The organism is Thiomicrospira sp. (assembly GCF_036568485.1).
Taxonomy (GTDB): Bacteria; Pseudomonadota; Gammaproteobacteria; order Thiomicrospirales; family Thiomicrospiraceae; genus Thiomicrospira.
Genome location: NZ_DATCSL010000047.1, coordinates 1 through 15,627 on the forward strand (window position 1 = coordinate 1; position 15,627 = coordinate 15,627).

Genomic DNA, 15,627 nt, shown 5'->3' on the forward strand with positions numbered 1-15,627 from the left:
TAAATAAACCAAATAAAGGCTTGTAATCTGAGTCTCAGCCAGTATAATACGCACATCAATTAACGCGGGGTGGAGCAGCTTGGTAGCTCGTCGGGCTCATAACCCGAAGGTCGTAGGTTCAAATCCTGCCCCCGCTACCAAATTTACGGGACTTTCAAACTTATACGATAAGTTGTAGTTCTTGAAAAGAATGTTAATTTATTGATGTTTTTAGTTTGCAATTGGACAGCAACATCAATAAAATAAGAATTCAAAACAAGGTTCCAGAGCAAACGATCTTTCCGGATCGTTCGTCCTCCAAAGCCGGTTAAGGGAATTGACGTCCAAATCAAATTCGCCCTTGCCGGCTTTTCTCTTTCTGGGGATCACACAACAGCGTGTGTAACCGCCCATGAGCACCAATCATACCCAAGGCCAAATAAAAAGTCTAGCCCATGGTTAGTATTGTTACTGGTGATACTCATCCAAATCTTTTATCTGCTTCATTAAAATATTTATCACTCACGTAGCGATGTAAGTGCTCGTGGCTATAATGTGCGTACCGCTTAACCATTTTATAATCTGTCCATCCGCCAAGCTCTTGTAGGATCTCCAGAGGCGTTCCTCGTTGAACATGCCAGGTTGCCCAGGTATGTCTAAGATCGTGCCAACGAAAATCTTCAATTTCTGCACGCTCTAACGCTTTTCTAAATGCTTTTCCATTCGCACGTCGAACTGGCTTGCCTTTGTAAGTGAATACCCGTTCTGAGTGCTTTCCTTTTTGTCGCGACAAAACAGTCATCGCTTTGTTAGATAAAGGCACAACAAATGGCTTTTCACCCTTTAGGATGTCCTCACCCTCTATAAAGATCACTTGTTGATTGATATCAACTTGATCCCAACGGAGCAGGGTGACATTTGATTCTCGCAATCCTGTTTCAAGTGAAAATACAACCATATCTTTTAAATGCGGTGGGAGGGCGGCTAAGAGTCGATAAGATTCCCGGCGAGTAAGCCAGCGTATCCGGACTCTTGGTTCTTTGAGCATCTTAATATAAGGCGGCTCACATCTGACTTCCCATTCGCGCTGAGCTTTCCTTAATACCGCCCGGATTTTTTGGAGCAATCGATTGACTGTGGTGTTACTTACACCCTCGTCAAGCCGTGCCTGTATGATTGTGTTGATGTGATGACGATTGATTTCGTCTAGGTAGATTTGCCCTAAAAATGGTTGGACAATTTTGAAAAGGGATTCCTCATTGACCGCATCTTTATTTTTAGTTTCTTGCCGGTATCTAATGACGGCGCTGTCCCATTTCATGCGAACTTTGCCGTCGTCTTGTACCAGTTTGATAAGTTGATTGCGTATCGCATTTTCAAGGTGATGATCTGTATTATTATTGTTAGTTACCATAGATAATCCTACATATTATTGATTAGTTAAATGAAGGCTATGGAACTACACAGCGAAAGAGTACGCCTGTCAATGGGCTAAATCAAGATGTTTGCCTCATGTATGTATTTTGTTCACTTACAGATATGCCGAGCTTAACTTTCGGATTAGGTATCAACATTCCTTTGATTTTTTTAGTTGAATTGCGACCAGATTTTGAAATTATTTCGTATTCAAAAATGTTTTCACCACGTTGGGTTTTTAAGTTAATTTTTTTACGTTGCAGCTCTTTTTGAGATTGCGCCCAAGGGCGACCCGTTTCAGACTCGAACTGACGAAAAATACGTGGTGAGACAATAAACAAACCTTCGCTTACCAGGTGTACGAGATTGCCAGGGTTGTTCATTGGTATTGATGCATCCTTTATTCCATTGATTAGCCATTTTACAAAATGCGCACCAGGTGAATCAGGGTCTTCAAATTCAATCAATACAGCTGAGCTCATAACATCTTCATTGTGAAGAGCCACGCTGTTCGGAATGGCAGATTTAGCAACTTCCATGGCTTCTTGAATAACGGATTCTCTCGATTCTTTTGGCTCTGGCGTATCAGGTTTTGCTTTTTCTGAAACTTGCGGTATAGCCTCCGGTTCTTTCGCAATTTCTTCAGGTATATCTTCAGAAGTAGCACCAAGATCATCGTACAAACTATCATCGAAATCTGACATATCAATGTCGTCACTTTCGACAGCCTCACCAGGTGAGTTGATCAAAGCGTCAAGTTCATCAAACTCTGCTTTGATGTCTGCTTCAACCGAAACTGGTTCAGGTTCATCATTTGTATTTTTGGGGACAACTTTTTCTGTAGCCTTTGTTACAGGCGTATTTTGGGGTACTGGTTCAGGCTTTGCACTGGTAGCAGACGTTTTGGCTTCTTTGGTTACTGACTCAGCTTCGCCATCATTATCCAGCTCGACAACTTGAACATCTGAGCTTGATGCAGGGCGGCCATCATCACTTGGCCATACTTTTAAAGCTGATACTTTAAGCAGCTTAAGGTTTTGTTCCCATTCACCAACCTTAACTTTTGTTGAGAAAACGGCTCGACCGGCGGCGGTTTTCTCGATGACTTCAAACTGCTGCAATTCATCCATTAACCGGTTGCGGTCGTTGGGGACGGATTGACCCTCCGATCGCATTTTCTCAATCACGGTATCCAGTGTCCTGGACACCACGAAATAGACCCAACCATCTGCATAGAAGCCAAACGCACCTGGTCGGTTGATTGATATGACATCCTTGGAGACAAGATTTTGTAGAGTACGCAAAATCCGTTCTGATAATGGACGTTGTGCTGGGTTGGCGGTTGCTGTTTTAATGTCACCGCCTAAGTTGGCCACAACGGATGCTTGGTCTGCTTTTTGAACGATATCGTGCAAAACACCCGCGTTCGAATAATCACCGATCAAAAAATGATTTAGAGCATACCAAGCCTCTTCATCATTGCTCATCACCCATTCAATTTGTTTTGGTGTGAAAATTCTATGCAGGGCAATCGCGCCCAGTTTTTCATGGAACTTATGCTTGCGGTTGTAGTTGAATCGTACTCGGTATGTCTCTGGCTGCGGGTGAGACGATAGTAGATTCCATGACTTACCTTTTTCATCTTCCAAATAAACATCGGTAATTATTTTTCCGACATCATGGAGTAGGGCCGCGATAAATACGAGGTATGTCCACAAGTCTTTGCGGTGCTCAATCTCTTCTGGTGTAACGCCTGGTGGCAAAATGTGGCCACGCCGGATTCTTAGGGCATTGACCAATACTTCCATTATGTGCTGGAGCATGCCGCCCACGCTCGCGTGATGATAGCTTTCTGATGCAGGTACAAGCTGGATGGCTTCTACATAACGCTGGAGTGGCTTTAGATACAGAAAGTTGAAGTGCTCATCTGCCAGGCCGGTTAGCTCTTTGATTTCGACCAACTCCTCTTGGTGGGGTGCTAGCAATTGTTCGGGGCTTTGGCGAATGTAAAACTTGCCTTTCATAATAGCTGGGCTTTGGGCCTTTGCTCCAAAACCCAGCATAGATATGATCCTATTCATCATTTGTTTTACCAGTGTTTTGTTGCTCATAATGGTGTTTCGCTGCTAGGCGAACAGCGGCACTATATCGAGCCTTTTCAAGCTCGGTATTCAATGCCTCAAAATCAGCCTCTTTGATTAGTTTCTTTATTGGTACCGGTAATGAGCGGTACGAAACCATGATAAAACTCATGACTGCCTCCTAAAGCTTGCACATCCGCAACAGCCATGCTCATGGGGATTGCAGTGTTCTGGTAAATAATATGGGTGATACCCACTTAATTGCAGTAGCTGGTCAAGGTTGGGGTGCGCTGATACTACATACCACTTTCGTTCATGGATATCCCACTTAGCGCCCAGCTCTTGAGCCTGTTCAGACAAACTAAATCGAATGCCAAAATATACGCGCTCAGCCTTTTCATTCACTGGGCAATATGGGGTGGGGGGATTAACCCAAAAAGAAGTCATCTACCCATTCCTTTACCTCAACCAGGCCTGGTGTTGATTTGCCATCGACATAACCTTGCACTTTATGCTCAATATTTCGAGCCTTGAAACTCGCTAGCGATTCATCCAAAGGGTTCCATGCTTCCTTGCTTGTCCGACTGTAAACTCGGATTTCAAAGAGACCCGTTTCAATTAACGCAATCGAAAGATGTGTGGATAGCGACAGCGGCGCAAGCGGGGTAGTTGACTCTACGCTTTCTAGCGTCTTTAAGTGCTGAGATAGGACATCAAAGTTATATTCATGCCCAAGGTATTCACGTACGCCTTTAAAGCGGACTGATAATTCATTGATGATCTGGTCAATAATCTGCGAGTTTCGTTCAATCATGATAGTTTTGCTCGTAATAGGTTTTAATTTCTGACCACACATCATCACTGGCAATACATGCTTGAGAAAAATCAGTTGGCCAAGGGCTGACACGTTTACGGTTTTTTAAAGTTTCGATACGCTCTAGTCCTCGATTTATTTCTTCGATCGTCAAACTTGATAGCGCCTTATCAAACAAAACACGACTACTTTCCACATCTGATACATAAGCAAATACGCAAGTTGGGCCAAACTCATATAGATTGTCTAAATGCTTAATCACACGGCTGATGTGCCCCCCGAAGTTATAAACTTTGGTGCAGTCCTGATTTTTAAGTTCTAGTCCCATTCTTTGCTCTAATTCTCTCTGTCATATTTGATGTGGTCATTGTCTCAAACCGATCATTTTTTGTTGGGATTACAAAAAACAAATTGGCGTTTTTGGAATTTGGGCCATAAAAAAACCCGCCGAAGCGGGTTGGTTCCTGTGACTCTTAAAGCCTTGTCTCAATATGATTATTCCAAATCATTAACTCATCAGCAGGTGTGCCACCTGCACCACCGACGGTATGGTTAAGTTTTCGGGTTTCCATGTGCAAACCATCGAAGAGATTAACGATATCCGGGTGTGCGTTTAAACTCACAACCACCATACCCTGTGCAGAGCGCATCATTTCGCTCATTAGCTCGTAATGATGCCAATCAAAATCTGAAGCGTACCCTTCTGTTTGCCAATAGGGTGGATCGAGGTAGAGCAGGGTGTGCGGTCGATCGTATTTTTTAAACACTTTCTCCCATGATAAATGCTCAATGTAGGTTCTGGCCAACCGCAAATGCGCCTGGCTTAAATCTTCTTCGATTCTTAACAAGTTAAACCTTGGCGGGGTCGTTGTGGCCGTACCAAACGTGCGGCCTTTCACTTTGCCGCCAAAAGACATTTTTTGGATAAAGTAGAACCGCGCTGCACGCTGAATATCGGTCAAGGTTTCAGGGTGCGTCATTTTGAGCCAATCGTATATCTGTCGACTACTCAGACTCCATTTGAACTGTCGGATAAACTCCTCTAAATGATGCTGAATGACCCGGTACATATTGACCAATTCGCCATCGAAGTCATTCAGCACTTCAACCTTTGCCTCATCTTTGGCAAAAAATAGAGCGCCTCCACCGGCGAATGCTTCAACATAGCATTCGTGTTCCGGAAATTTTGGCAATATCCATTTTGCCAAACGCCGCTTTCCACCAATCCAAGGGATTACAGGATAATGTTTCATAAAATGCTCCTAAACATAAAATGGTACAATCCCCACGCTCGCGCGAGCAGGGGAGCCTTGGCTCAACTATGCTGGTGGTTAGCATGGTTGGGCGACTTCCGGGTGTTAGAGCACCTTGGAGGTCGCTCCTTTTCTTTATAGATAGTGATTGAGCGAACAGGTGTACCTGTTTAGAAGTAATAGGCAAATTGCCGTTTGAGTGATTGATTAGCTACGGCCACGAGACCAGTTAATCGTTCCAGTAAGATAGTGCATCGCCAACAAAGCTATTAGCGGTATCAAATGACAGGTCACTTAGGTCATGCTCCCAATCATTTATGAATACACCGGCTTCAATTTTTACTATGTCAATGTTCTCAAAAACCCATAACCACCCGAATCTTGACGCAAAAGCTCTTGCAACTTGGATATAAAAAAGCAGTCTACGCATTTCAATTCCTTTCGGCTCTAGGCCTGTTACTGCGAACCACCGAATACCGCATTGAAATATTCGGCATCGACCACCTTAATCATTTTCATTTTTCGCATAGCATCAAAAGCAAAGCCACCTGAGAACGAAAAGGTGTCATTCGCCAGCTCGGCAGCTTCTTCAGACAGGGTTACGACATCGTAACGCAGGCGATATTCTTGATTGAACTCCTTGGTTTTGGCATCCTCGCCGACAAAGTCCAAGATACCTTCCACTTGTGCGAAATGCAGCGTCCCCAAATCTTCGGTTTCACGATTCTGTAGCACTACTTCTCGAAAACCGTCCAAGCGTTGAAAATTAAAAACTAAGTCAAACTCTCTAAGTTGCGCATCACGACTAAATCTTGGTCGAATAGCATTGAAACTGGAAAAGACCCCTGAAAACTCTGAAGCCTCAAAAGGCACTGTGAAAGTTGTGTCTTCTTCAGCGAAATAATCGAAACAGTGAATGACTTTAAACATGGTTTTACTCCATTTTTTCTTTAATCAATATCGAGCTTGTTGACTTTGCGCGTCGCACAGTTTTGTTTCACTTGATCCGAACGAAGCGACGATACGATATCGGCAATAGACTGACTTAATTCTAAGTCACCTTTCGGATCAAATACTCCGCGACGATTATCTTGAGGGATGAGGATTCCAGCTTTAGGTTTACCAGAAGTGCGCTTGCCTTCGTCCCAGCGCTCAACATGCTTTTTACAGCATGAATACACACCCGAACCAGACTGACGATCAACCCTTAACCATGAACAAGGGTGACCGCTTCCAGGCTCAATACAAGCGCGACTATCTGTGCAGCCACAACCGATACACTTTGACTCTTTAAACTCCATGACATAAACCTCCAATTAAGTTTTTATTTTGTTGAACATCAACAGATAACGCAGTAGCAAAGGGCTGAACCCAAATTGGGAGTGAAGAGAGCACAAATGTTTCGCCTGCCCAGGCCAATAAAAGCGTTTGAGCCATAACACCGGCAATCGCTTCGGCGGCATCCGGGGGCACGGCATTACCAATACGCTCACGCCAGGCCGAATCCGATTTTCCGTGCAACTCCAAATATTCTTCTGGATCAATTAGGCTTTGGATTGCCGCAAGCTCCAGCGTGGTAAATGGTCGGTGCCAGGTACCATCCAGTGCTTCAATAATGAAAACACCGCGATCCTTTTCCTTTGGCAAGGCGATAAACTCATTGTTAGATTGAACAGCATTTATTCGCGGGTCGGCGAGTGACCAGTGGCCACGATCTAATTTGGCCTTACCTGGTACGGCTCCGGTTTTGTCATTCCAACCCACAACACCATAGTGACCAGCGGTTTGGTAGTGTTCACGCGAACCGTTCTTTTGGGCAAAGTTTGGCCGAGGATCAGCAACCGACATTGCGGTACCGGCAACGTGCTTTGCGCCGGTAACTGTATGCGCTTGACCATTAAAGTCGATTACACGGTAGAATCCCGCATGGCGATTTTTGTTACTTCCCGGCATTCTTGGGTCGGCAACGGATATTCCTCCGGCAGTTGGCCCAGTTCCACCTGTAACGGTTGGTGAAGGATCACTCAACTCAACAACTCGATATACGTTTTTATGGCGCTCACCACTAAATCGAATATCTTGAACCGCATAAGCACCACCACCAACGGCTGATTGACCACTAACCGTCCCCATTGATTGCTGCCACTGTTTAACACCCATTTGTCCGAATGAGTGATTACCTGTCCAACGTGGATCGGCCACGCTGTATGAGCCGTTAGATACACCCGAACGACCGGCAACAACGCCCATTGACTCATCCCAACGACGCACACCAAGAACGGTGTTTTGGTATTCAGCATCTGGCACAATGGCAAAATCAGTCAGCACCCCATTTTCAACATTTAAATTTTGCAGTGAACGCCAATCCTTGCCAGCTTCAACAAACGCAAGACGCACCCATGTTTTCCACTCAAGCGAGGGGACGCGGTGCATTGGCCCGGCCAATGGATCACCAGGCAAAGGCATTAATCCTAATACTTCACCAACTGGCTTGAGAGATTTGGTTTCAGGTTGATACAAGAAGGGCGGTACTTTCTCTTGATGACGAGCAACCAAAAAGAAGCGTTTACGACTTTGCGCCAGGCCTGCCAACTCACCGCAATCATGTGCGGTTTCGGCGACGGCATAACCGTAACGCTCAAGAAGCTGCTGAATTTGGTCGAGCAGGGCGCGACCGCGTGAACCGATACGCGGCACATTTTCCAATAGAAAAAACTCGGGTGGATCATCCGACCAGGCCTCAAGCGCCAGCCAAATACCACGAACCGTTAAACGGTTTAATGCCTGGTACTTATCTGTGATGCTTTTGCTTTCAGAAAGCAGGCCTGAAAATCCTTTGCAGGGTGGGGAGGTGAAGATAATATGTGGACGTTCACCGCCTGCCGCACGACGCAAATCATCTGGCGTGGCTTCTCGCCAGTCTTCCGGCGGTTCACATCCGTGCCACGCGATATACTGGTCACGGTCGAACATATCAAGCACAGTACCTTTCACACCTGAAAGCTGTTCAAAATCGGCGATACCCGCCGAATCAGAGTCTACGCCGCCTAAACATTTATATCTTGCAGTAGCTTGGCCAACACGAGCGGTACCGCGATTGAAGCCTTTGGCTCCACCGCCAAGACCGCAAAATAAGTGGAAGTGGTTTATGATTTGTACCAACACCTGGAAGTCCTTTTTTTAAAACCTGAACCTAGTTTGCCAAACAACTAAATTGCAGACCCCAATTACAAAAACTCAAAACCATTTTTTGTAATTCAATCCAGTTAAAATATGGATTCATGTATTCGTGGGATTCAAAATGAAAGCAACAGAGATTTATGAAAATGAGCCAGCTACCAAGGTGGCCATACCAATGTACTCACATAAAGTTGTGGCAGGTTTTCCTTCACCGGCTGAAGATTACATTGACGGTATGATTGATCTAAATGAGCAATTCATAAAAAGCCCAACCACATCGTTTTTGGTTCGTGTTCAGGGTGAATCAATGAAGAACGCGGGGATTTTCGATAAAGATACCCTTGTCGTCGATCGAAACCTTGAACCAAGAGATAAAGATGTCGTCATAGCCGTAGTTGATGGCGATCTGACTGTTAAGCGTTTATCCATAAAATCAACTGGCACATGGTTGGTACCTGAAAATGAAAAGTTTGAGCCAATACTGATAAAAGAGGGCAGCGAGCTGTTTATTTGGGGTGTTGTGACAGGTGTTCTTAGAAGTTTGGGGAGGTAGGGGTGGAAAATTTTATATCGACTCAAATACTGGCTTTATGGGGCGCAGTGTTATCGTCAATGTTGGCTGGAATTAAAATCTATGAGTTTTGGGGCAACCGGTTCAGAGTAAATACGAGAAGCAATTTCACTTCAGATCATAATGAAGGCAACCAAATCTCTATTCGCAACCTAAACAAGGAACCGATTATTTTGGAGCATTGGGAGCTTTATTATAAAAAAGGTTATTGGCCTTTCGCGAAATTGTCAGAAATTGCCTCTCCCGGCCCAGAAAGCTGTGACACTCAAATTAAATCACATAATAGTCTGACATTATATTTTACTGATGGCGACCACTTCAGTTGGAGAAGTGGTCGGAAAATTGTTATCAAACTCTGGATAGCCGGTCGACGTCCTTTTTATAGGACGGTTTACAAGGGATAAAAAAGGCTCCAGTAGGGAGCCTTTTGTTTAGCATGAAAATGCTTCTTTGACTTCTTTTTCTTTTTTTGCACGCTTCTTATTCTTTAAAGAGAGATAAACGGCCCAAGAAAAAATACCAGTTGCACCCGATAGAACGAGCGCTGCTTGAAATAATAAACTTTCCATTTCATTGATGAGCCTTGCGATTGTTCTTGTATTGGTGATACAAGGCAATTGCAAGGGCACCGCAACCAATTATGAGTGCAATACCCATGGTCATAATTTGCATAATTTCTGTTGGTGTCATTTTTGGCCTCCTTCATTTACACATTCTTAGGCTATCAATTCACGCTCATGAGTTGATAGGTTAGTGATGCTTGTAGTTCCGCCAAAATTGACAACTTTAAAGTTATCCATGGTCAAAATATAATCCACTTCGTCGGCGAAAAAATTCTTCAAAACTTCAATAACATCTTGCTTTGAAAAAACGGCCAGCGAGTTACTGACATACCAATTTAGGTATTTACCTAAAAAAGTATCAGAGCCTTTGTGCCAGAAAATTTGATAAAAGTAAGTTGGTTTCATGGTGTATCTCCTAATTTAAAAACAAAAAAAGGGATGCACCAGCTCCTACAGGAGATAGTACATCCCCTGTAGGGTTTGATTAAAAACTATTTATGGCGTTTTTTTTGTTGCCACAATGCAATTGCATAAAGCCCCAGAAAAAACACAGCTACAAAGGTTATTGCCCAAAATGTTGCTGTCATTCTGATTCTCCTTTATTGACTAAACCAGTGATATACAAAATTGCGCCAACTCCAATTGAGTATAGTGCTTCATACATCGCAATAGGTGGTGTGTTTAACAAAATGGCTATTAAACCACCGCCAATCAAAACCACCCCGAGTTTCCTCAAGTCTTCCTTAAGGGCTTCCAAGTTGATTGTCATAGCGCTCTCCTAAAAATGGGAACGCCGAATCCCAGCCGGGAAACGTTGTTCCCGGTTGGGTTGAATATAATCGTGACTGCGCCGAGTAAACTCGGGGGCCGGTAATTGCAGTCAAAGACCGGCTAAGGGTTCCGAGCGAACTCGGAAAGGGCTCGTTCAGCATGGAACGACACATATTTCATCGTTGATTATTATTTATTTTGGAGATTGGGGCAAGTTTTTGATATTGGTATTGAAAATTACGTATTTGACCCCATATTAATACTGGCCACCTATCTGGTGGTTTTTAATACAACTAAATAGGAGATACAAATGAGAACTGAAGTTTATCTATTATTAACACTGGAACTAAGTAAAGAAAGCTCAAGAAAAGAGATTAATGCCGCATTAAAAGAAAATGGCTGGGAAAAGTATGATCATGTTAATACCGCGTGGTGGAAGACATATAAAACAAAGGACTTGGTGTTTGGTGAAAAAAATGCTGAGGCAGAGGCGTTAAAGGTCGAAAGCGCTAATCTTGAAGCAATATATTCTAAGCTCCAAATTAAGAGCTCAATAAAATCTGTTATTCAAGCGGGTGCTGCAAAGCCAGTTGAAGTCTGAGCCGCCCTTAACCCGTCCGCCTTTGGCGGCGGGTGCCGGTAGCCCTTAGCTGCCCACATTGGTGGGGCAGGCCCTTACGGATAAGGCCTAGCCCCTAGGCCGCCCCTCCCGTAAATTCCCTTCCCTTGAGCCAATCCCTTTTTATCCACTCCATTTAAGACGGTCGCCCTCGACCGGCAACCCTTAGCTTTTATCCCTTATGGCCATTACAAAAATCGCAGCTGGTTTTTTGTAATTCGTATCGCCAGGCCTGGTGCATGTTTAAATCGCTTTTGGTGTCTAAAACAAAGGAGCTAAAGATGCTGAAAGTGATGAGAATTTATTGTGCTGGCTTGGATCGTGAAGTTGATGTGTCGCGTGCCCAACATCTTTACAAAAGCTTTGAAGCACTCAAGAGTGCTATCAATGAGTTGGTCTACGACACTTTTATGCCTTGTGATCCTGAAATTGAGATTAAACAGTTTTCTATAGATCCATTTAAGCCCGTGCGCTACATATCCCATGATGAACGAGTCATAGCAGAGCAGGTCGAATGCCAGGTAGCGGTATTGGTTCAATTTTATGGAGAGCTTCTCGGGAAAAAAGAAGAGTTCAGGATTGATGTTGCGGTAAGCGAACAAGCCGATATTGATGCAGCGCAAAAATACATGCGGCCAACTTCGTGGGGACACCAAGTAAACTTTTCAAAAGTTATTCGTATCCCAAAGTGGCATCGAATTCCTTCGTTTATTTCATCCACAAATTCTGTGGATAAGTCATAGCCCATTAGGTTGTGTCAGATTGAGAATGTACTGATTTTATTTGGATGTTTGTAGGGGCGATTAAAAAGTGAGCAGGATCGTTAAGGTTTTAAGTTTGGGGCAGATTTCCAGTCATCGGTTATTGGAATTTGTTGGGGCAGGGTGTGGGATCATTGGCGCGTTGCTTATGGCCATCAATCCAGCTGAGTATGCGGCTATTGCTTTTCCTGTTTGGTTGATCAGCTCGATAGCATTAGCCGCGTTTGCGCATATCTCTAAATTGCCATACCTGTTAATGCTTCAATTAACGTTTACAGTGATTAACTTAATTGGGATTTGGGGCAATAGTTTTTCGAGCTAACTTACTAAGCGTAGTAACGTTAGTAACTTACTAACGTTAGCAAATTGTTATAAATATTTGTTGACTAACGTTAGTAGGATCCGTAATATTTACCTAACCAAGGATGTTGCCGACATATTTCGATATGACATCCCATTACCAACGTAAGTTGGTCTGGCCTAGCCGGTAAAGATGTTCGGAATACTCAAAGCTTTTAAGTTTTGAGCGAAGCCCGCTTAAGCGGGCTTTGTTATTTATAGCCTCTCGGTTTTGGCCGCTCTTTGTTTAACCTCACGCTTTTGAGAATTGCTTCAAAGTTGACCTTCACTTTTTTGGGATCCACTGGGTTTTCGTTTCGATAGGCACTGGTTATGTGCATCCTCAACTTCTTGTGCTCTCTAAACACATTGAAGGCAATTTTGTATTGCTGTTGCACACCAGATTCAGATTCGTAAGTAAAAACAGCGTAGTTATCATATCCGGCATAACCAACGATAACATCATCGCTCACGTGCAGCCTTTCAATGATTTCACGTAGGTTTTTTGAGTATTCATACCTTTCAAAATGAAATGGCCTGGATTCTTTAGGAGCTTGATACATTAGATCCTGTCTTTGATCATCAGAATAGTGGTCACAATCTTTTGCAAAACAGTGGAAACTATAGGTCACGATAACCTCGTAATGTCTCTGCGGGTCATCTAAGTCAAACTTATACTCCACAAAGTGGGCGTCTAGGTGATCTAAATGATACGTCTCGCCCTGATATTGAAAAGGCCTCCATTGCTTAACTTCCGAAATTTGTCCGATACCTTTAGTCAATATTAATCTCCGTGCGACTTTAGCAGTGAAAGCTCTCTGAATAGGGTTGCTCTTGATACATTAAACTGTTTGGCCACTTCTTGAACACTCAATGTGTTATCAGGCTTATCAAGTAAAGTTTTCGCCATTTCAACTTGATGCTTGGTAAGCTTTTTTTTGCGACCGCCCAGTTTGCCTCGCGCTCTAGCGGCCTTTAAACCGGCAGTCGTTCGCTCTCTAATCAAGTTGCGCTCGAACTCTGCTAATGCACCAAAAATATGAAACATGAGCTTCCCGGAAGGGGTGCTCGTTTCGATGTTGTCAGTGATCGATGTGAACTCGACCTCTCTGGCATCTAGGTCGTTGATGATAGATATCAAGTCTTTGATTGACCGGCTAAGTCGATCAAGCTTCCAAACGACAAGTTGATCACCTGGACGCAATGCTTTGAGCGCATTTGCAAGTTCCGGGCGATCATACTTTGCACCTGATCCGGTTTCTTCATAGATGACTTCACATCCAGCCACTTTGAGGGCATCAAGCTGAAGAGTAAGGTCTTGATGAAGTGTTGATACGCGTGCGTAGCCGATTTTCATTTTTACAGTTTACTGGGGTTAGGGTTAAACCTATTTGATTCATGGCGACTATCATTCATTAGACAAAGATCACTAGGTATAAGAAGAAAAGCAAAAGAAAAATAGTGAACACAATGGGAATATAGACAAGGCGCTCAATGATCTCTCCAAAACGTTGGTTGCCTAAAAAATCTTGGATCTTATTGTCCGCTGTCTTTTTCCATTGCATTATTCGACCAAGAGCCGTTTGAGTTTTCATTGCTTTATCCTTATTCATCCCAATCTCCTGTTCGATAATTTTAAAATATCAATGCACCCAGTCCACTATGTACCTTGTGATAATAATTTATTACCAGGTACAAAGACAAAGCAATTGATGCACACATCACCAGAAATGGTGGAAGTATCAACTCTAAAAAATCGAAAACATTAAAATCATTCATGACTTACTCCTGAAGTCTCAATACTCACAAGCATCGAACTTATTGATTTCTTAATATTGATACTGAGTTATGATACTTGGTAGTTCTTAAATAGCAACAGAAATTCTTTCAAGTTAATATAGTCTCAAATCCATACGTATTTGAGACTTAAATTCTTGACCCTGGATCATTGTCATCGTCAGGATTTTTGGAGTCCAACACCCTAAGTGATTCGATATACGCTTCACGTTCTTGCTGCGTTTTCTTCTCTAGGTACTCTTGAATTTGAGTGCGGACAAAATCGCTCCGCCATTCTGAAAGCTTTGATTGTGCCTTATGAAAAATGCAACTCATTTGATGGCTAGGCTCTGCTTCACTACAGTCATGAATAACGGACTGGGCCTCATCGAGGCTCAACCCGAACCCACCAACAAGAATTTCTTTTATGAATTCTATCTTTTCATCAGTTAAATTAACTTCGCTCATGAGCTTACCCCCTAAGTTCTTATCAAATAATTATTTTACAGGCTTTTATATTAGAAATGTCATCAGTAAAATACCATGATTTTTGTTTCAAGGTAGAGCTGCGATTTAATCAAATTACAAAAACCAAAATTCATTTTTTCTAAAACAGACCTGAGAATCAGGCATTGGGTATGATGCGCATGAGTGTTATTTCATCATCCATAAATATAAGGGTAAGTCATGAAAATCAAAACTATTGCTACAGCTTTAGGTGTTACAGCCACTCTTCTAGCGAGTGGATCTTTTGCTCAAGAGGCTCAAGAATACAGCCCACCTTCAATTGAGAACTTCGGTCAATTCAAAAAGAATGGCGTCGAAGTAATGCATTATTCGGCAGATACCACAGATGGTTTTTTTGCGCGCGCTTATGTGCCATCAGAGGATTTAGGCTGGGGACAGTATTTTGGTGATTTTTCAAATCAAGTTCATTTCTGGGGGCAGGGCATTTATGGCTCGGGCAAAGTTAAGTGGGATTTACCCAGCGGCATGCAACAGCCTGATATTAATTTAACTCATTATAGTATTGGTGCAGGTATTGGTGCTTGGCAGCCAGTTTTCGAGTCAGTAGACAGTAAAGTTAAAGTGGCTATATCAGGCAATATTGGTGTTCGCCTTGCCTATGTAGATATTGATACCCAGGGTAGTGACTTCAATCGGTTATTGACCGGTATCCCATTTGATTTTGGCGCTCACGTAACCCATGCGGATATTCCAAAATTGATGCTCGGGTTTGCCTTATTGGATCCGGGGATTGGACATAGTCATGACGATACTAGAATGGGGCCATTTTATGCCAGTTATCAATTTACACCAAAACTCAAGGCCGTATCATATCTAGGCCCAACGACGTCTATTGGTGTTGAGTGGGGATTTAATTAAACAAACGGCAGGGCAATTAAGACGGTCTGTTTCGCGGGCTAAGTTGTCTAGTTGAGCTAGGCAACTTAAGTTGTTCTGAATGGAAGAGCTTTAACGCTTAACTCAGACGCAAAATATC

24 protein-coding genes and 1 tRNA gene are annotated in these 15,627 nt (G+C 43.2%); 7 read left to right on the forward strand and 18 right to left on the reverse strand.

Annotation, left to right across the window (positions count from 1 at the left end; all coding sequences use genetic code 11):
* Positions 1 to 63 precede the first annotated feature (63 nt).
* A tRNA-Met gene (locus VIM91_RS04405) sits at positions 64 to 140 on the forward strand.
* 320 nt (positions 141 to 460) lie between these two features.
* Here VIM91_RS04405 and VIM91_RS04410 read toward each other — a convergent pair.
* From VIM91_RS04410 to VIM91_RS04460, 11 genes are all read right to left on the reverse strand, one after another.
* Positions 461 to 1,393, reverse strand: coding sequence for a site-specific integrase (locus tag VIM91_RS04410; protein ID WP_331863603.1), 933 nt, complete (start codon positions 1,391 to 1,393; stop codon positions 461 to 463).
* Positions 1,394 to 1,475: 82 nt separating this feature from the next.
* On the reverse strand, positions 1,476 to 3,458 hold the full coding sequence (gene mobH / locus VIM91_RS04415; RefSeq protein ID WP_331863604.1) for a MobH family relaxase: 1,983 nt from the start codon (positions 3,456 to 3,458) through the stop codon (positions 1,476 to 1,478).
* A 10-nt stretch (positions 3,459 to 3,468) separates the two neighbouring features.
* Positions 3,469 to 3,648, reverse strand: a complete 180-nt coding sequence (locus VIM91_RS04420; protein WP_331863605.1) for a hypothetical protein — start codon at positions 3,646 to 3,648, stop codon at positions 3,469 to 3,471.
* Positions 3,645 to 3,923 (reverse strand): DUF5710 domain-containing protein, encoded by a 279-nt coding sequence (locus VIM91_RS04425; RefSeq protein WP_331863606.1) that lies wholly within the window; start codon positions 3,921 to 3,923, stop codon positions 3,645 to 3,647. The genes VIM91_RS04420 and VIM91_RS04425 overlap by 4 nt, the downstream gene beginning before the upstream one ends.
* Positions 3,904 to 4,290 (reverse strand): hypothetical protein, encoded by a 387-nt coding sequence (locus tag VIM91_RS04430; protein ID WP_331863607.1) that lies wholly within the window; start codon positions 4,288 to 4,290, stop codon positions 3,904 to 3,906. The genes VIM91_RS04425 and VIM91_RS04430 overlap by 20 nt, the downstream gene beginning before the upstream one ends.
* Positions 4,283 to 4,618 (reverse strand): hypothetical protein, encoded by a 336-nt coding sequence (locus VIM91_RS04435; RefSeq protein WP_331863608.1) that lies wholly within the window; start codon positions 4,616 to 4,618, stop codon positions 4,283 to 4,285. Before VIM91_RS04435 ends, VIM91_RS04430 begins: the two co-directional genes overlap by 8 nt.
* A 145-nt stretch (positions 4,619 to 4,763) precedes the next feature.
* Positions 4,764 to 5,543, reverse strand: a complete 780-nt coding sequence (locus tag VIM91_RS04440; protein ID WP_331863609.1) for a DNA adenine methylase — start codon at positions 5,541 to 5,543, stop codon at positions 4,764 to 4,766.
* A gap of 229 nt (positions 5,544 to 5,772) precedes the next feature.
* Positions 5,773 to 5,973, reverse strand: a complete 201-nt coding sequence (locus tag VIM91_RS04445) for a hypothetical protein (protein ID WP_331863610.1) — start codon at positions 5,971 to 5,973, stop codon at positions 5,773 to 5,775.
* A gap of 26 nt (positions 5,974 to 5,999) precedes the next feature.
* A complete protein-coding gene (locus VIM91_RS04450) occupies positions 6,000 to 6,473 on the reverse strand; it encodes a hypothetical protein (RefSeq protein WP_331863611.1) in 474 nt (157 codons plus the stop codon).
* 20 nt (positions 6,474 to 6,493) lie between these two features.
* Entirely contained in the window at positions 6,494 to 6,844 is a 351-nt protein-coding gene (locus tag VIM91_RS04455; protein WP_331863612.1) for a hypothetical protein, read from the reverse strand.
* The gene (locus VIM91_RS04460) at positions 6,834 to 8,708 is read right to left on the reverse strand and encodes a DNA cytosine methyltransferase (protein WP_331863613.1); all 1,875 of its coding nucleotides are present in this window, start codon (positions 8,706 to 8,708) and stop codon (positions 6,834 to 6,836) included. Before VIM91_RS04460 ends, VIM91_RS04455 begins: the two co-directional genes overlap by 11 nt.
* A gap of 136 nt (positions 8,709 to 8,844) precedes the next feature.
* Between VIM91_RS04460 and VIM91_RS04465 the strand changes: the two genes are divergently transcribed.
* Both VIM91_RS04465 and VIM91_RS04470 read left to right on the forward strand, forming a co-directional pair.
* On the forward strand, positions 8,845 to 9,276 hold the full coding sequence (locus VIM91_RS04465) for a translesion error-prone DNA polymerase V autoproteolytic subunit (RefSeq protein WP_331863614.1): 432 nt from the start codon (positions 8,845 to 8,847) through the stop codon (positions 9,274 to 9,276).
* 2 nt (positions 9,277 to 9,278) lie between these two features.
* The gene (locus VIM91_RS04470) at positions 9,279 to 9,698 is read left to right on the forward strand and encodes a hypothetical protein (protein WP_331863615.1); all 420 of its coding nucleotides are present in this window, start codon (positions 9,279 to 9,281) and stop codon (positions 9,696 to 9,698) included.
* Positions 9,699 to 9,725: 27 nt separating this feature from the next.
* Here VIM91_RS04470 and VIM91_RS04475 read toward each other — a convergent pair whose 3' ends face one another.
* The 3 genes from VIM91_RS04475 to VIM91_RS04485 form a co-directional block, all read right to left on the reverse strand.
* Complete coding sequence (locus VIM91_RS04475; RefSeq protein ID WP_331863616.1) at positions 9,726 to 9,863, reverse strand: hypothetical protein; 138 nt, start codon at positions 9,861 to 9,863, stop codon at positions 9,726 to 9,728.
* A 147-nt stretch (positions 9,864 to 10,010) separates the two neighbouring features.
* Positions 10,011 to 10,262: a hypothetical protein gene (locus VIM91_RS04480; RefSeq protein ID WP_331863617.1), complete on the reverse strand. Its 252-nt coding sequence runs from the start codon at positions 10,260 to 10,262 to the stop codon at positions 10,011 to 10,013.
* Between the two features lie 178 nt (positions 10,263 to 10,440).
* Complete coding sequence (locus tag VIM91_RS04485; protein ID WP_331863618.1) at positions 10,441 to 10,626, reverse strand: hypothetical protein; 186 nt, start codon at positions 10,624 to 10,626, stop codon at positions 10,441 to 10,443.
* Positions 10,627 to 10,938: 312 nt separating this feature from the next.
* On the opposite strand from VIM91_RS04485, the gene VIM91_RS04490 reads away from it, so the two are divergent.
* The 3 genes from VIM91_RS04490 to VIM91_RS04500 all read left to right on the forward strand — a co-directional run bounded on the left by VIM91_RS04490 (position 10,939) and on the right by VIM91_RS04500 (position 12,330).
* A complete protein-coding gene (locus VIM91_RS04490) occupies positions 10,939 to 11,229 on the forward strand; it encodes a hypothetical protein (protein WP_331863619.1) in 291 nt (96 codons plus the stop codon).
* Positions 11,230 to 11,528: 299 nt separating this feature from the next.
* Complete coding sequence (locus VIM91_RS04495) at positions 11,529 to 11,990, forward strand: hypothetical protein (protein ID WP_331863620.1); 462 nt, start codon at positions 11,529 to 11,531, stop codon at positions 11,988 to 11,990.
* 67 nt (positions 11,991 to 12,057) lie between these two features.
* Entirely contained in the window at positions 12,058 to 12,330 is a 273-nt protein-coding gene (locus VIM91_RS04500; RefSeq protein WP_331863621.1) for a hypothetical protein, read from the forward strand.
* Positions 12,331 to 12,559: 229 nt separating this feature from the next.
* Here the strand turns inward: VIM91_RS04500 and VIM91_RS04505 are convergent, their stop codons facing one another.
* The 4 genes from VIM91_RS04505 to VIM91_RS04520 all read right to left on the reverse strand — a co-directional run bounded on the left by VIM91_RS04505 (position 12,560) and on the right by VIM91_RS04520 (position 14,591).
* Positions 12,560 to 13,129: a hypothetical protein gene (locus tag VIM91_RS04505; RefSeq protein ID WP_331863622.1), complete on the reverse strand. Its 570-nt coding sequence runs from the start codon at positions 13,127 to 13,129 to the stop codon at positions 12,560 to 12,562.
* Positions 13,130 to 13,131: 2 nt separating this feature from the next.
* Positions 13,132 to 13,704 (reverse strand): recombinase family protein, encoded by a 573-nt coding sequence (locus VIM91_RS04510; protein ID WP_331863623.1) that lies wholly within the window; start codon positions 13,702 to 13,704, stop codon positions 13,132 to 13,134.
* Positions 13,705 to 13,762: 58 nt separating this feature from the next.
* Entirely contained in the window at positions 13,763 to 13,960 is a 198-nt protein-coding gene (locus VIM91_RS04515; protein ID WP_331863624.1) for a hypothetical protein, read from the reverse strand.
* A gap of 313 nt (positions 13,961 to 14,273) precedes the next feature.
* The gene (locus VIM91_RS04520; protein WP_331863625.1) at positions 14,274 to 14,591 is read right to left on the reverse strand and encodes a hypothetical protein; all 318 of its coding nucleotides are present in this window, start codon (positions 14,589 to 14,591) and stop codon (positions 14,274 to 14,276) included.
* Positions 14,592 to 14,810: 219 nt separating this feature from the next.
* On the opposite strand from VIM91_RS04520, the gene VIM91_RS04525 reads away from it, so the two are divergent.
* Positions 14,811 to 15,509, forward strand: a complete 699-nt coding sequence (locus tag VIM91_RS04525; protein WP_331863626.1) for a hypothetical protein — start codon at positions 14,811 to 14,813, stop codon at positions 15,507 to 15,509.
* Positions 15,510 to 15,627 lie beyond the last annotated feature (118 nt).

Bases quoted from the DNA above. Each gene is read 5' to 3' on its own strand.
- VIM91_RS04410 (WP_331863603.1), bottom strand. From the start codon at position 1,393: ATGGTAACTAACAATAATAATACAGATCATCACCTTGAAAATGCGATA.
- mobH (WP_331863604.1), bottom strand. From the start codon at position 3,458: ATGCTGGGTTTTGGAGCAAAGGCCCAAAGCCCAGCTATTATGAAAGGC.
- VIM91_RS04420 (WP_331863605.1), bottom strand. From the start codon at position 3,648: ATGAGTTTTATCATGGTTTCGTACCGCTCATTACCGGTACCAATAAAG.
- VIM91_RS04425 (WP_331863606.1), bottom strand. From the start codon at position 3,923: ATGACTTCTTTTTGGGTTAATCCCCCCACCCCATATTGCCCAGTGAAT.
- VIM91_RS04430 (WP_331863607.1), bottom strand. From the start codon at position 4,290: ATGATTGAACGAAACTCGCAGATTATTGACCAGATCATCAATGAATTA.
- VIM91_RS04435 (WP_331863608.1), bottom strand. From the start codon at position 4,618: ATGGGACTAGAACTTAAAAATCAGGACTGCACCAAAGTTTATAACTTC.
- VIM91_RS04440 (WP_331863609.1), bottom strand. From the start codon at position 5,543: ATGAAACATTATCCTGTAATCCCTTGGATTGGTGGAAAGCGGCGTTTG.
- VIM91_RS04445 (WP_331863610.1), bottom strand. From the start codon at position 5,973: ATGCGTAGACTGCTTTTTTATATCCAAGTTGCAAGAGCTTTTGCGTCA.
- VIM91_RS04450 (WP_331863611.1), bottom strand. From the start codon at position 6,473: ATGTTTAAAGTCATTCACTGTTTCGATTATTTCGCTGAAGAAGACACA.
- VIM91_RS04455 (WP_331863612.1), bottom strand. From the start codon at position 6,844: ATGGAGTTTAAAGAGTCAAAGTGTATCGGTTGTGGCTGCACAGATAGT.
- VIM91_RS04465 (WP_331863614.1), top strand. From the start codon at position 8,845: ATGAAAGCAACAGAGATTTATGAAAATGAGCCAGCTACCAAGGTGGCC.
- VIM91_RS04475 (WP_331863616.1), bottom strand. From the start codon at position 9,863: ATGGAAAGTTTATTATTTCAAGCAGCGCTCGTTCTATCGGGTGCAACT.
- VIM91_RS04480 (WP_331863617.1), bottom strand. From the start codon at position 10,262: ATGAAACCAACTTACTTTTATCAAATTTTCTGGCACAAAGGCTCTGAT.
- VIM91_RS04485 (WP_331863618.1), bottom strand. From the start codon at position 10,626: ATGACAATCAACTTGGAAGCCCTTAAGGAAGACTTGAGGAAACTCGGG.
- VIM91_RS04490 (WP_331863619.1), top strand. From the start codon at position 10,939: ATGAGAACTGAAGTTTATCTATTATTAACACTGGAACTAAGTAAAGAA.
- VIM91_RS04495 (WP_331863620.1), top strand. From the start codon at position 11,529: ATGCTGAAAGTGATGAGAATTTATTGTGCTGGCTTGGATCGTGAAGTT.
- VIM91_RS04510 (WP_331863623.1), bottom strand. From the start codon at position 13,704: ATGAAAATCGGCTACGCACGCGTATCAACACTTCATCAAGACCTTACT.
- VIM91_RS04515 (WP_331863624.1), bottom strand. From the start codon at position 13,960: ATGAATAAGGATAAAGCAATGAAAACTCAAACGGCTCTTGGTCGAATA.
- VIM91_RS04520 (WP_331863625.1), bottom strand. From the start codon at position 14,591: ATGAGCGAAGTTAATTTAACTGATGAAAAGATAGAATTCATAAAAGAA.
- VIM91_RS04525 (WP_331863626.1), top strand. From the start codon at position 14,811: ATGAAAATCAAAACTATTGCTACAGCTTTAGGTGTTACAGCCACTCTT.